Source organism: Streptomyces viridochromogenes DSM 40736 (assembly GCF_000158955.1).
In the GTDB taxonomy this organism is placed as follows: domain Bacteria; phylum Actinomycetota; class Actinomycetes; order Streptomycetales; family Streptomycetaceae; genus Streptomyces; species Streptomyces venetus.
The window spans coordinates 1,834,682-1,848,623 of the sequence record NZ_GG657757.1; the positions used below are offsets into that span (position 1 = coordinate 1,834,682).

Consider the following 13,942-nt stretch of genomic DNA (forward strand, 5'->3'; position numbering starts at 1 on the left):
GGCGGTGAGCGGCGGCCGGCAGGGCCGCTGAACCAGGACTCGGGGCCTGTCCGGCGGCTCAGGCCGGACAGGCCCCGAAACGGTTCCTCTACACGTGTCAGCTCGCCACGCGCCTGCCTTACACGTGTCAGTCGAACGCCGACGCGCAGGTGGTGGGCGTGGCCCGCCCCGGATCCAGCGCGTTGGCCACCTCATGGAAGGCGATCCGGTCCAGCAGCCCGACGGCCACATGCTCGGACAGGTCGACGGCGCACAGGTCCTGGAGCAGGACGTTGCGCACGTCGGGCCCGCTCAGGTACTGGCTGCGCCAGGGCGTGACCACCTCGTCGTACTGGGTGGCGATGACGGTGTAGCGCACGCCGGGCACGGTGTCGCCGCCGGTGTTGAGCTTGGTGAGGAAGGCGGAGCCGGTGACCTGGTCGGCGAGGGCGGGGGTGTTCTTCGACAGCAGGTCGGCCGCGCCCGGGAAGTAGGGCAGCAGCTTGGTGAATCCGTTGAGGTCGGTGCCGTGGTTGCTGGGCGCGATGCCGACCAGGGCGTTCACCTTGGCGGCTCCGCCGAGGAACTTCAGGTAGTAGCGGGGCATCATGCCGCCCTGCGAGTGCCCGACGACGTCGGTCTCGGCGGCTCCGGTCGCGGCGAGCACCTGGTCGACGAAGTCCTTCAGCTGTCCGGCGGACTTCTCGGCGGGTCCGAGGCCGTGGAAGAAGGGGACGCCCTCCAGCTGGCCGTAGTCGAGGGAGAAGACGCAGTAGCCGCGGACCTTCAGGTAGGGGGCGAGGCCCAGCCAGTTGTCGACGGAGTTCCCGAGGGTGCCGTGGACGAGGACGACGGGACGGGGGTGGGCGGCGGACGGCTTGCAGGAGTAGTCGTTCCAGCCGGAGCTCGGGGCGCCGGCGGCCTGGGCGGTGGTGGCGGGGACGGTGAGGGCGGCGGCGGTCAGCAGCAGCGCGGACAGGGGTCTGAGCACTCGCTTCCAGGGCAGCATCGGGTGATCTCCTTGCGGCTCAAGGGGGATGCGACGGGACTGGGCCCTGTGATCCGGATCACGAGGATGCTGTTCACTCGTCAAGTTACGGGCGAGTAGTCAAACTGGGAAGTTACGCGTCAGTAAAAACTTGCAGCGATAACCGGCGCCCGAGGCCCCGGCCGGCGCTCCGTCACCAGGCGGGCCGGATGGGCCCGTGCGGCGCGATCCGCAGCAACTGCCGCCCCAGGGAGCGCATGCCCCGTTCCCCCAGCAGCTCTCCCCACTCCCCCACGGCTTCCGCGGCCGCCTCCTCCGCGGCCCGGGTGCAGGCCCACCCCCGCTCGGTCAGCACGACCAGCCGCGCCCGCGCGTCCTCGGGGTGCGGTTGCCGCTCGGCATACCCCTTGCGCACCATCTCGTCGACGAGCTGACTCGCGGCCTGCTTGGTCACCCCGAGGTGGGCGGCGAGGTCGGTGACCGTGGCGCCGTCCGGGGCGAGCCGGGCGAAGGCGAAGCCGTGCGCGGGCCGCACCCCTTCGAAGCCGCGGGCGAGCACGCCCTCGTGGATGCGCTGGGTGAGCCCGCCGGCGACGGCGAGCAGGGCGGCGGACAGGGCCATGGCCTCGGAGTTCTGCACGCATGCATTGAAACACCCTTGACGCGACGGTCAAGTAGCTTGACTATATGGTCAAGCTACTTGACCACTTGGAGGCATCGTGCCCATCGTCCGATCGTCCGAAGCCGTCGTCCACGAGATCCACGGCGCCCGTTTCGTCTCGTACGCCACCCCAGGCAGCGGCAGCAAGGAGCTGTGTGCCTGGCGCGGTGAGATCCCGGCCGGCCTCAAGGCGCCCGCGCATACGGTCAGCCGGGAGGAGATCTTCCATCTGCTCGACGGCGAGCTGTTGATCACCCTCGACGGCCGCACCGAGCGGGTCACCGCGGGGGACACGGTGATCATCAACCCCGGCGCCACCCTGACCGTCGAGAACCCGACCGACCGGACCGCGTACTCCTGGGTCACCACCTCCGTCGGCCTGGAGGCGCGGCTGGGCGACGGCACCCGCATCGTGCCGCCGTGGGCCAACTGACGTCACGGGGAGGGAGGGGGCGCCGCCCGCCCCCCTAGTCCCCCGGGCATCACCGCCCGCGGCCCGAACTTCGCCCGCGCCTGGTCCGCGACCTCCTCGATACGGCGGACTTTCTCGTCCACCGGGTCGAAGGTCAGCTGGTGGGAGGCCCGGTTTTTTTGGGTCGAGCCCCTCGGCGCGCAGGGCGATGGCCCGCACCCGGGCCCGCTGCAGCCCGAGCGCCTCGTACATGCCGTACGCGGCCCTGGTCAGCGCCGGGGAGTGCGCGGTCGGTTCGGTCAGGGTGCGGCTGCGGGTGGTGGCGATGGGGGTCCCCCCGCTCGAGCCTGTTCGAGAGTGGGGGAGGTCGGCGTAGCGCATGGTGAGGGTGAGCGTGCGGCAGACCTTCTCCAGGGCGCGCAGCCGGGCGCCGATCTCCTCGGCGGCCGACAGCAGCGCCCGGCGGTGCCGCTCCGGGTTCAGCTCGTCGCGTCCGAAGGGGCGTTCCGTCGCGAGGGACCGGGCGACGGCGTTCGGCACGACCCGGCCGCGGTCGACACCGTTCGCCTTCTCGCGCAGCTCGCGGCCGGGCTTCGCGCCGATCAGCCGTTGCAGCGTGGACAGCGGCGCGGCGGCGACCCGGCCGAGGGTGTCGAGGCCGTAGTCGCCCAGCGTGCGGGCGGTCGCGGTGCCCACGCCGGGCAGCGCGGCGACGGGTTGGTCCGCGAGGAACTCCGCGATGGCGTCCGGCTCGTCGGGCACCGTACGCGTCACCCCGGGGGCCGCGTCGCGCAGCGCCATTCGGGCCAGCATCGGCCCGGGCCCGGCCCCGATCACGCAGTCGACGCCGTGCAGCGCGAGCGACCGCACCCGGATCACCGAGGCCAGTTCGACGGCGTCCCGCCGGAAGTACCGCTCGGCGCCGCGCAGGTCGGCCAGCGCACCGTCCGGTGGCAGGGCCTGGACGACGGGGGTGAACTCCTCGAGCATCCCGAGCAGATGGGGCAGATCCGCCTCGCTCGTCGGAGGCAGCTGGAAACGTACGCAGAGGATGGTCATCCCGCACTCCCCGGACTCTGGTGCCACAACTTCCTTGTGTTCGCGGGTCCTTCGCCCGCCGGACGCAGATCGGCCCAGGGGTGCATCTCGTACCCCGTGGACATGCGGATCTTCCGCTGCTCCATCGGATCCTTGGCCGCGGAACCCGTCGGCGCGGGCGCACCGTCCGACCCGGCGAGCCGCCGCCGCACGGCTCCCTCGCCGCCGTCACCGGAACCCTCTTCACCGAAATCACCGGAATCACCGGAGCCGGGGCCGGCCCCGGCCAGCCGGGCCGCGACCCCCTCCAGCCCCTCCTCCCGGCGCACTTCCAGCAGGTCCGCGAGGTTCCAGGCGGCGGCGCCGACCACGCTGAGGCTGCGCGGGCCGCGCCGCTGCACCACTCCGCGCACCAGCAGCAGCCAGGAGTGGAAGACGGTGTGGGCGCAGGCGTCGTGGGAGTCGTCGAAGAAGGCCAGGTCGACCAGGCCCGTGCCGTCGTCCAGGGTGGAGAAGATGACGCGCTTGCCGGACCGGATCGGCGGCGTCTGGGTGGCCGCCTTGGCACCCGCGACCAGCACGGTCTCCCCGTGCCGGGCCTCGCGCAGCCGACGGGCGGACACCACGCCCAGCTCGTCGAGGAACGCCCGGTGGTCGTCCATCAGATTGCGCGAGGCGTCCATGGACAGCACGCCCAGCTCGGCGCTGAGCCGCTCCGAGGAGGTGAGGTCGGGCAGCCCGGCCGGAGCGGTCCTCCGTCCCCCGGCCAACGGCAACTGGCCACCGCCCCCGCCCCGGGCGCCCCGGTGCAGTTCGGTCAGATGCAGTTGCAGATCACGGCGGTTGGCGCCGAACGCGTCCAGCGCTCCCACCTGCGCGAGCCGCTGCGCCAGCGGACGGCTGGGCCGGCCCCGCTCCCAGAAGTCGACCAGCGAGTCGTACGGCTGCCCCTCGGCGATCCGCGCCGCCTCGGCCTCGCTGATGCCGTGCACGTCGGAGAGGGCCAACCTCAGACCCCAAGTACCGGACACCAGTTCGATACGGTGTGCGACCCCCGACTTGTTCACGTCCAACGGCAGTACCGGCACCCCGCGCCGCCGCGCGTCCGCCAGCAGCAGCCGCTTCGGGTACATCCCGGGGTCGTGCGTGAGCAGCCCGGCGTAGAAGGCGGCCGGGTGATGCGCTTTCAGCCACGCCGACTGGTACGTCGGCACGGCGAAGGCGACCGCGTGCGCCTTGCAGAAGCCGTACGACCCGAAGGCCTCGACGATCTCCCAGGTCCGCTGAATCGTTTCCGCGTCGTAGCCCCGGGCCGCCGCGTGCTGCGCGAACCACACCTTGATCCGCGCCTGCGACTCCGGGTCCGACAACCCGCGCCGCACCCGGTCCGCCTCACCACGCCCGCAGCCGGTCATGATGTCGACGATGTCGATGATCTGCTCGTGGAAGACGACGACCCCGTACGTGTCCCGCAGCGGCTCCTCCAGATCAGGGTGCGGATAACGGATCGGCGCCCGCCCGTGCCGCGCCTCGATGAACGGCCGCACCATGTCGGCGGCGACCGGCCCGGGCCGGAACAGTGAGATGTCGACGACGAGGTCGTGGAAGGTGGCCGGCTGAAGCCGTCCGACCAGGTCCCGCTGCCCGGGCGACTCGATCTGGAAGCACCCGAGCGTCTCGGTGGACTGAACCAGCCGGTACGTCTCCGGGTCCCCCGGCGCCAGGGCGTCCAGATCGACCCGGACGCCCGACACCCGCCGCACTTCCTCCACCGCGTGCGCCATGGCCGACTGCATCCGCACCCCCAGCACGTCCAGCTTGAGCAGCCCGAGGTCCTCGACGTCGTCCTTGTCGAACTGCGACATCGGAAAACCCTCGCCGCTGGTCGGCATGACCGGCGTACGCGCGAGCAGCGAGGCATCCGAAAGCAGCACCCCGCACGGGTGCATGGCCACCCCGCGCGGCAGGGCGTCCAGCGCCTCGACCAGTTCCCACAGCTTCCCGTACTTCTCCTTCTCCCCGGCCAGCGCGCGCAGTTCGGGCAGTTCCTCCAGCGCCGCGCGGGCGTCCCGTGCCCGGATATGGGGAAAGGACTTGGCCACCCGGTCGATCTCTGCCGGGTCCATGGACAGGGCGGCCCCCACATCGCGGATGGCGTGCCGGACGCGATACGTCTCCGGCATCGCGACCGTCGCGACCCGCTCGGTGCCGAACCGGTCGATGATCGCGCGGTAGACCTCCAGCCGGCGTGCGGACTCCACGTCGATGTCGATGTCGGGCAGCACGACCCGCTCCTTCGACAGGAAGCGCTCCATCAGCAGCCGGTGCTCGACCGGATCGGCGTGCGCGATCCCGAGCAGATGGTTGACGAGCGACCCCGCCCCGGACCCCCGGGCGGCGACCCTGACACCCATCTCCCGCACATCGTCGACCACTTGGGCAACGGTCAGGAAATAGGAGGCGAAGCCGTGATGGGCGATGATGTCCAGCTCATGGTGCATCCGCTCCCAGTACTCCCGCCGCCGGTCGTACCCGCGCAGCACCATCCCCGCCACCGCTCGCGAGGCCAGCGTCCGCTGGGCGGTACGGCGCCCGGCGCCGACCAGATGTGGTTCGGGGAAGTGGACGGTACCGATCCCGAGATCGTCCTCGGGGTCGACCAGACACTCGGCGGCCGCGGCCTCGGTCTGCTCCACCAGCCGATGAGCGGTGTCCCGCCGGAACCCCGCGGCCTCCACGATCCGCTCCGCCACTGCGAACATGGCCTCCGCGCCCTTGAGCCAGGCCTCACCGGAGTCCAGCTCCTTGGCCGGGTCGACGGGCACCAGCCGGCGGGCGGCGTCCAGAACGTCGGCGACCGGTCCCAGGCCCGGGTCGGCGTACCGTACGGCGTTGCTGAGCACGGGCCGGATCCGCTGCTCGGCGGCGAACCCGACGGTACGGGCGGCCAGCCGCAGGGAGCCGGGCCCCGTTCCTTTCCGGCCGTGCCAGACGGCCTCGAGCCGCAGGGCATCGCCGTAGACCTCCCGCCAGGGCACGAGCAGTCTCGCGGCCCGGTCGGGACGCCCGGCGGCCAGAGCACGTCCGACCTCCGAATCGGGCCCGAGCAGCACGGTCAGCCCCTCGGCATGATTGCGGCCCCAGGGCAGCAGGGGCGCCCCCTCCGCCTCGTGCGCCGCCGACACGAGCCGGCACAACTCCCCCCACCCCCGGCCACCGTCCCGGGCGAGAAAGGTGACACGGGGAGCCGACTCGTCGACAAAGGCACCACCCCGCACCGGGGTGCGCCGCCGGCTCCGCGGTCCGGGCTCGGGGGGCTCCACTCCCGCCACCGCCAGATCCGCCCCGAACACCGGACGGACCCCCGCCTTCGCACAGGCCTTCGCGAACCGGACGGCACCGGCCAGCGTGTCGCGATCAGTGAGAGCCAGGGCGTCCATACCCCGCCCGGATGCGCGCTCGGCCAGCCGCTCCGGGTGTGAGGCTCCATATCGCAAGGAGAATCCGGAGACGGTGTGCAGATGCGTGAACCCCGGCACACGCACCTCCCGCACTCGTGAGCAACTCGGCTATCGAACGTCTGTTCCCAGCTACCTCACCCCCACCATAGACCAAATTTCGAATACGTGTACGACATCCGTTCGGCCCCGCCCCACCTGCGAAAACACCGGGTAGCCCCCGACCGTGGAGGCATGCCGCACAGCTTGTTCCCGCGGGAGGTGAGAGACGCCGTCACGCCCCGGGCCACCCTGCTCATCGTCGGCGTGCTCACCCTCCAGCTGCTGTTCATCGCCTCCTACGTGGGGGCGCTGCACGACCCCAAGCCCAAGGACGTTCCCTTCGCAGTGGTCGCCCCGCGAGCCGCCTCCGCCCAGGCGGTGACCCGACTGGAACAGCTGCCCGGCACCCCCCTGGACCCCCGCGCCCTGCCCGACGCGGCCACCGCCCGGAAGCAGATCACCGAGCGGGACATCGACGCCGCCCTGATCATCAACCCGGCCGGCACCGACACCCTCCTGGTCGCCTCCGGCGGCGGCAGATCCCTCTCCGCCACGCTGACCGCCCTCGTCACCACGCTGGAGAGAGCGGAACGACGCACGCTCCGGACGATCGACGTGATCCCGTCCGCCACCCACGACCCCAACGGACTCTCGTCCTTCTACCTGGTGGTCGGCTGGTGCGTGGGCGGCTACCTGGGCGCCGCCGCCCTGGCCCTCAGCGCCGGGGCGAAACCCTCCAACCCCACCCGCGCCGCGATCCGCCTGGCGGTCATGGCCCTGGTCGCCGTCCTCGGCGGCCTGGGCGGAGCCCTCATCACCGGCCCGATCCTCGACGCCCTCTCCGGCAGCACGGCCGCCCTCTGGGGCCTCGGCACCCTGATCATCTTCGCCGTGGGCGCGGCCACCCTCGCCTTCCAGGGCCTCTTCGGCACCATCGGCATCGGCCTGGTCATCCTCCTGGTGGTGATCCTCGGGAACCCGAGCTCGGGCGGCCCCCTCCCCCCACCTCTGCTCCCACCCTTCTGGAAGGCGATCGGCCCTGCCCTCCCCCCGGGCGCCGGCACATGGTCGACCCGCTCCATCGCCTACTTCGACAACAACGCGATGACCGGCCCCCTCCTGGTCCTGGCGGCGTGGGCAGTGGCGGGAGCCGCGATCACCATGGCGGCAGCCGCACTACGGAAACGCGCACAAGGCACGCCGACGCACGCACCGTGATACCCACGCACCCGCAGCCGCCGACGCACGGAAGGGGGCGTGTCGGGGGGTGTCCGCCCGCAGTGGGCGGCGCGTGTGACGCCAGTCAGCCGGTAGGTGACCTGGTCGCGCCGTTCCGAGGACGGACACCCCCCGGCGCGCCCCCGACCCACGACGAAACAGCATGCGACAGCACAACGCCATACCCCACGCAAACGCAAAAGCCCCGCCCCTCACACAAGGGGCGGGACTTCGGAAAGCCGCGGCGTCAGCCGATCTCGGTCCCGGTCGCCGACAGCGCCTCCGTCACCGGCTGGAAGAACGTCTCCCCGCCCGAGGTGCAGTCACCACTGCCACCGGACGTGAGCCCGACCGCCTTGTCACCCGAGAACAGCGACCCGCCACTGTCCCCCGGCTCCGCGCACACGTCGGTCTGGATCAGGCCGTTCACGATGTCGCCGTTGCCGTAGTTCACGGTGGCGTCCAGCCCCGTGACCTTCCCGTCGTGCACCTGGGTCGTCGACCCGCTCCGCGTGACCTTCATACCGACGGTCGCCTCGGCCGCACCCGTGATCTTCTGCGCCGACCCGTTGTAGAGGTTCACCTCACTCGGGTGAGCCACGTCCGCGGTGTACTTGACCAGCCCGTAGTCGTTGTCCGGGAAGCTGGAGTCCGCGTTGGTCCCGATCTTCTTGCCGCTGGAGTCGGACCACGTCGAGATGGACTCGGTGCAGTGCCCGGCGGTCAGGAAAAACGGTTCCCCGCCCTTGACCACGTTGAAGCCGAGCGAGCAGCGACCACTGCCACCGGTGATGGCGTCCCCGCCGGCGACGAAGGGCTTGTACTCCCCCTTCGTCCGCTGGAGCTCGGCCTTCGCGCCCAGCGCGTCGACGACCTTCGTCAACGTCGACCACTCCGCCTTGGACACCGTACGGTCCGCGGTCACGACGACCTTGTTGGTCGTCGGGTCGGTCACCCAGGAGGTACCCGGGATCGTCGCGTCCGCCTTCAGCGTGCTGCGGGCGCTCTTCAGTTCGGCGAGCGAGTTCGCCACGATTCTCGCCTTGGCGCCGGCCTTCTCGACCGCATCCGCGGCGGCCTCGTCGAGCACGTTCACCACAAGGCTCTTGCTCTTGGTGTCGTAGTACGTACCCGCCGCGTCGCCGCCCAGGTCCTGGGCCAGCGTCGAGGCGAGCTTTCCGGCCGCCACGATCGACAGGGTCTTGGGCGCGGAGGCCTCAGGCGTCTCGCTCGCGTTCGCAGACTGCAAGGTGACTCCCGCGGCGACCAGGGCGACTATTCCGCCACCTGCCACGGCTGCACGCCGCTTGGATATGCGTCGGTGCTTCAACTGCTGTCCTCCTGTGGGGGGACGGTCCGGGAGGTTGTGGGGACCTCGCGGACCGGAAGGCTTCGTTGACGAGCGCCCACTATTCCGAGGACAACGGGGAGCACACAAGGTCGACTTCAGGACGCGCGTAGATGACGGACCGCACGCCCCCTCATATTGACCGCCCATGGCCAAATCGGACCCAACTCCCGCGTGTTCACACTGCAAACATTACGCGCGAGTAATGTGTGCGCACGCTGTGAGGTCTACCCCTGACTGAAAACCACCCATCGACCGACCCCAACCAGTAGCCACAAAAAGCCCACTGACACACCATCTCCACATCCTCGCGAAACCTCCACCAACCACAACAACCCACACCAAACAGAAAGGCCCCCGCACGCAGTACGTGCGGGGGCGCAAATCGCCCTGAACTACTGCCCGACGGGGCCTAGTACACGCTGACGCCGTAGGCGCTCAGGGCCTCGGTGACGGGCTGGAAGAACGTCGTACCACCGGAGGTGCAGTCACCGCTGCCGCCGGAGGTCAGACCGTACGCCGTGCCGTTGCTGCCGTAGAGCGAACCGCCGGAGTCACCGGGCTCGGCGCAGACGGTGGTCTGGATCAGGCCGGAGACGACGTCGCCGCCACCGTAGTTGACGGTGGCGTTGAGGGCGGTGACACGGCCGCTGTGCGTACCGGACGTGGAACCGTCGCGGATGACGGTGGTGCCCACGCTCGGGGTGGCCGCGCGGGTGATGTCCACGCCGTTCGCGGTGCCGGGCCGGCTGACGGAGCCGCTGTAGCGCACGATGCCGTAGTCGTTGCCCGGGAAGCTGGAGCCGGCGGTCGAGCCGATGACCGTGGTGCGGCCGGAGTTGGAGTACCAGGTGCCCGCGCCGTCGGTGCAGTGACCGGCGGTCAGGAAGAACTGCTGACCGCTGCTGTTCTGGACGTTGAAGCCGAGGGAGCAGCGCCAGCTACTCGCATAGATGGCGTCGCCGCCCTGGATGAGCTTGTTGAACGTGCCGGGGGTGCGCTTGATCGTGAGCGCGTCGGCGTTGCCGCCGGCCTGCTGCTTGATCTTCGCTATCTCGGCCTGTGTGACCGTGCTGTCCACGGTCAGGAGCACGCGGTTGTTCTTGCTGTCGACGGCCCAGGCGGTGCCCGGGATGTCGGCCTTCAGCAACGATCCGCTGGCGCTCTTGAGCTCCGCGGCGCTGAAGGTGGAGGGGGTGTCGGACGCGTTCGCGCTGGGGATCGCGATCGCGGCAGCGGCCACGAGGCCGGTGGAGACGGCGATCAGCCGGGTCCGTCTCGAAATGCCGCTGCGAGGGGTGGTGCGCTTGATCCTCACTTTTCGTTCCTCCACAAAGGAAGTCGGGGGCCCTCGTGGGGTTTCGGGCCCGTGAGGCGCAGCCTGGGACCGCGTGTCCGGTTTCCGAACACGCCGTGCCCCTGACAAGCGCTGAGGGGGAGTATTCGGCCGAACGGCCGGTCGGCGCAAGAGGGCCTTTCGGCCGTCAACCTTTGAAAGACCTTTACCAGCACGTCCCGTAGCAGCACCCGCGCCCCGTACCGCACCCGCGCCGGGGACGGGTCAGCAACCGTCGCAGGGGCAGCAGCAGTCGCACCCGTCGCAGTCACAGTCCCGGCAGCAGCCCTCGCGCTTCTTGCGGGACCACGGGCCCTCGTACTCCTTGGCGCAGCACAGCTTGCAGGTACAGCACAGCAGCCAGAACATCCCGCAGCCGGCCCAGAACCCACGCCGCCCCTTGGGCGGCTGCGGCGCCGGCGCGCCGTCGCCGAACCCACCGCCGCCGTAGGCTCCTCCGCCGCCGTACGCTCCACCGCCGCCGGCGTACGGATTCCCGCCACCGCCCGCGTAGGGGTTCTGCGGGGAGCCGGGCCCGTGCGCGTACGGTCCCTGAGGCGGCTGCTGCCCATACGGACCAGGTCCGTCCGAACCGGGCCCGTACGGCCCGCCACCCTGGTGGGACGCGCACACCGGCACCGTGCCGAACGCCCGGTCCACCGAACGACCCAGTTCGTGCGCGAGGAGCAGATGCACGAGCGCGGCGTCCTCGAACTCGACGTCGCGCAGTGCGAGCCGCACTCCGGCCACCGCGTCGTCGGCGAGCCGCCGGGCCTCCATCGCAGAGGTGCCCGTCGCGGCGATCGGGTTCCAGGCGCCTGACGCGGCGTCAGCGTGCAGGTCCTCCACGGCGTCCAGCAGGTGGGCCAGGCGTCCGAAGAGCCGTCCCGCCTCGGCGAGCGGCCCGGCGTTGTGCGGTCGGCCGGCCAGGACGGCCGTGTGCGCGAAGGCGGCTGCGGTGGCGGTCTCGGTCGGTTCGGTGACGGTCAGGATCGGCGTCCCGGGCCCGGCGAGCGCCTCGAGGCCGCCCTGCCGGTCCACGGCGTCGACCAGGACGGCGGTGTCGAACCCGACGGCCCTGCCGGTACGGGCGCCGGCCGCGTCCCAGTTCGCGGCGACCCTGCGGGCGGCACGCGCCACCGGCCTGCGGGCCAACAGCCCGTCCTGGTCGCTCACGTGGTCGCGCACCTTCGCCGAGGCCAGTACAAGGGAGACGGCCGCCGCCAGGCGGGCACCCTCGCCGTGTGCGACGGAGGCGGTGCGCATGCCGCGCAGCGGGCACGGCCCGGCCGTTCGCCGCCCGGTTTCTCCGCGCTGCGCCTGAGCCTCCGTCAAAATTGATATGAGCAGACCGTCATAGTTCGTCACTATTCGAGCGAACTGTCCGTGGTCACCCCGCAGTGTGAGGCACAGCCCGCACAAATGCGCCATCCACTGGCTCGTGTACTTCTCTCCGAGCCGGTGCCTGCAAGGCCTGACGATTCCGAACACGACGTTCCCCCGGGCTTCGTTACGACGCTGAGCTGCGGCATCGTACCGACCCGGGTGTTCACCCGTACGCCCCGGCCGTCACCCGTACGCCGGGAAGAATCATATTTCACTCACAGTCAGCAGCCGTTTGGGAAACGACCCTTGGGACACACGGACTCTCGACGGATTCGCTGTGCACCAGTACCGTCACAAACCCCCCGCGCGGCGTCTATCCACTTGGCGCGCCATCCGCATCATGGACGACCATAGGGGTGCGGAAAGCAGAAAGACCGCTGTGAGAGGAGGCGTCCATGGGATCGGTACGCAAGGCAAGTGCCTGGCTTGGCCTCGTCGACGACAACGAAGACGAGCGTTACTACGACGACGACTACTCCGACGGGACCGAGCCCGGGGACGCCTGGGTCACCGATCCGCGCGTCAAGGTGGCCTCGGACGTCGCCGAGGAGAAGGGCCGCCGCATCGGCACGGTGACCCCGGACAGCTTCCGGGACGCCCGCGCCATCGGCGAGCTGTTCCGGGAGGGCGTGCCGGTCATCATGAACCTCACGGCCATGGACGCCGCCGACGCCAAGCGCGTCGTGGACTTCGCGGCCGGGCTGATCTTCGGGCTGCGCGGTTCCATCGAGCGGGTGTCGACCCGCGTGTTCCTGCTGACCCCCGCCAACACGGAGATCGTGAACGGCGACCCGACCGGGCACCGCACGGACGGCTTCTTCAACCAGAGCTGAGGCAGGGCCGCTCGCCGGTCCTGCCTCCGCACGGGGTTCACCGGAAGGCGTCGAGCCCGGTGAGCGCCTTGCCCAGCACGAGCTGGTGCATCTCGACGGTGCCCTCGTAGGTGAGCACCGACTCGAGGTTGGTCGCGTGCCGCATCACGGGGTATTCGAGGGAGATCCCGTTCGCCCCGAGGATGGTGCGGGCCGTACGGCAGATCTCGATCGCCTCCCGCACGTTGTTGAGCTTGCCGAAGCTGACCTGCTCGGGGCGCAGGCGGCCGGCGTCCATACGCCGCCCCAGATGGTGGGCGAGCAGAATCCCCTTGTGCAGTTCGACCGCCATGTCGGCGAGTTTGGCCTGGGTGAGCTGGAAGCCGCCGATGGGCCGCCCGAACTGCTCCCGCGACTTCGCGTAGTCGACCGCGGCCTCGAAACTGCTGCGGGCTGCGCCCATGGCGCCCCAGACGATCCCGTACCGGGCGTGCGACAGACAGCTGAGCGGCCCGCGCAGTCCGGTGCCCTCCGGCAGGACGGCGGCGGCGGGCAGCCGTACGTCGTCGAGGACGAGCTCGCTGGTGACGGAGGCCCGCAGGGACCACTTGTGCTTGATCTCGGGTGCGGAGAACCCGGCGCTGTCGGTCGGCACGACGAACCCGCGGATCCCGTCCTCGGTCTGCGCCCACACGACCGCGACACCGGCCACCGACCCGTTGGTGATCCACATCTTGCGGCCATTGAGCACCCAGTCGGTGCCGTCGCGCTTGGCGTGCGTCCGCATGGAGGCGGGGTCGGATCCGTGGTCGGGCTCGGTGAGCCCGAAGCAGCCGATGACGTCACCGGCGGCCATACGGGGCAGCCACTGCTGCTTCTGCTCCTCGCTGCCGAACCGGTGGATCGCGTACATGGCGAGGGAGCCCTGTACCGAGACGAGGGACCGGATTCCGGAGTCGGCGGCCTCCAGCTCGAGACACGCCAGCCCGTACTGCACGGCGGACGCGCCGGCGCACCCGTACCCGTCGAGGGACATCCCGAGGGCGCCGATCCCGCCGAGCTCCTTCGCGAGCTCCCGGATCCCGGGCAGCTCCCCCTTCTCGTACCACTCGGCGACGTACGGCAGCACCCGGTCCGCGGCCCAGGCCCGCACGGTGTCCCTGATCCCGAGGTCCTCCGGCTCCAGCAGGTCGTCGAGGCCGAGGGGGTCGACGGGGTCGAAGGGGGGCAGCTTGGACGACACAGACATGACGACACCCTCCGA

The 13,942-nt window shown here is 70.7% G+C and carries 10 protein-coding genes and 1 pseudogene; 3 read left to right on the forward strand and 8 right to left on the reverse strand.

Going from position 1 to position 13,942, the window contains the following annotated elements; translation table 11 throughout:
* Positions 1–127 precede the first annotated feature (127 nt).
* Positions 128–988, reverse strand: a complete 861-nt coding sequence (locus SSQG_RS08005) for an esterase/lipase family protein (protein ID WP_003989227.1) — start codon at positions 986–988, stop codon at positions 128–130.
* A 172-nt stretch (positions 989–1,160) separates the two neighbouring features.
* The gene (locus tag SSQG_RS08010) at positions 1,161–1,607 is read right to left on the reverse strand and encodes a MarR family winged helix-turn-helix transcriptional regulator (protein ID WP_003989228.1); all 447 of its coding nucleotides are present in this window, start codon (positions 1,605–1,607) and stop codon (positions 1,161–1,163) included.
* Positions 1,608–1,686: 79 nt separating this feature from the next.
* On the opposite strand from SSQG_RS08010, the gene SSQG_RS08015 reads away from it, so the two are divergent.
* Positions 1,687–2,061: a cupin domain-containing protein gene (locus SSQG_RS08015; protein WP_039932134.1), complete on the forward strand. Its 375-nt coding sequence runs from the start codon at positions 1,687–1,689 to the stop codon at positions 2,059–2,061.
* A gap of 2 nt (positions 2,062–2,063) precedes the next feature.
* Here the strand turns inward: SSQG_RS08015 and SSQG_RS38905 are convergent.
* Positions 2,064–3,099, reverse strand: a pseudogene (locus SSQG_RS38905) (DNA polymerase Y family protein).
* Positions 3,096–6,617, reverse strand: a complete 3,522-nt coding sequence (locus SSQG_RS08025; protein WP_003989230.1) for a DNA polymerase III subunit alpha — start codon at positions 6,615–6,617, stop codon at positions 3,096–3,098. Before SSQG_RS08025 ends, SSQG_RS38905 begins: the two are co-directional and overlap by 4 nt.
* 153 nt (positions 6,618–6,770) lie before the next feature.
* Between SSQG_RS08025 and SSQG_RS08030 the strand changes: the two genes are divergently transcribed.
* On the forward strand, positions 6,771–7,796 hold the full coding sequence (locus SSQG_RS08030) for a hypothetical protein (protein ID WP_039932136.1): 1,026 nt from the start codon (positions 6,771–6,773) through the stop codon (positions 7,794–7,796).
* Positions 7,797–8,043: 247 nt separating this feature from the next.
* Here the strand turns inward: SSQG_RS08030 and SSQG_RS08035 are convergent, their stop codons facing one another.
* The 3 genes from SSQG_RS08035 to SSQG_RS08045 all read right to left on the reverse strand — a co-directional run bounded on the left by SSQG_RS08035 (position 8,044) and on the right by SSQG_RS08045 (position 11,971).
* Positions 8,044–9,126: a S1 family peptidase gene (locus SSQG_RS08035; RefSeq protein ID WP_003989232.1), complete on the reverse strand. Its 1,083-nt coding sequence runs from the start codon at positions 9,124–9,126 to the stop codon at positions 8,044–8,046.
* 430 nt (positions 9,127–9,556) lie between these two features.
* A complete protein-coding gene (locus SSQG_RS08040) occupies positions 9,557–10,462 on the reverse strand; it encodes a S1 family peptidase (RefSeq protein WP_003989233.1) in 906 nt (301 codons plus the stop codon).
* Between the two features lie 243 nt (positions 10,463–10,705).
* Complete coding sequence (locus tag SSQG_RS08045; protein WP_208865626.1) at positions 10,706–11,971, reverse strand: DUF5685 family protein; 1,266 nt, start codon at positions 11,969–11,971, stop codon at positions 10,706–10,708.
* A gap of 290 nt (positions 11,972–12,261) precedes the next feature.
* Between SSQG_RS08045 and SSQG_RS08050 the strand changes: the two genes are divergently transcribed.
* Positions 12,262–12,699: a cell division protein SepF gene (locus tag SSQG_RS08050; RefSeq protein ID WP_003989235.1), complete on the forward strand. Its 438-nt coding sequence runs from the start codon at positions 12,262–12,264 to the stop codon at positions 12,697–12,699.
* Positions 12,700–12,736: 37 nt separating this feature from the next.
* Here SSQG_RS08050 and SSQG_RS08055 read toward each other — a convergent pair whose 3' ends face one another.
* Positions 12,737–13,927 carry an acyl-CoA dehydrogenase family protein gene (locus SSQG_RS08055; RefSeq protein WP_039932139.1) on the reverse strand — a complete coding sequence of 397 codons (1,191 nt, stop codon included), beginning with the start codon at positions 13,925–13,927 and terminating at the stop codon, positions 12,737–12,739.
* Between the last annotated feature and the right edge of the window lie 15 nt (positions 13,928–13,942).

What these genes read in the sequence shown, in the direction of transcription:
- SSQG_RS08055 (WP_039932139.1), bottom strand. Translation starts at nt 13,927, where the DNA reads ATGTCTGTGTCGTCCAAGCTGCCCCCCTTCGACCCCGTCGACCCCCTC.
- SSQG_RS08030 (WP_039932136.1), top strand. Translation starts at nt 6,771, where the DNA reads ATGCCGCACAGCTTGTTCCCGCGGGAGGTGAGAGACGCCGTCACGCCC.
- SSQG_RS08005 (WP_003989227.1), bottom strand. Translation starts at nt 988, where the DNA reads ATGCTGCCCTGGAAGCGAGTGCTCAGACCCCTGTCCGCGCTGCTGCTG.
- SSQG_RS08050 (WP_003989235.1), top strand. Translation starts at nt 12,262, where the DNA reads ATGGGATCGGTACGCAAGGCAAGTGCCTGGCTTGGCCTCGTCGACGAC.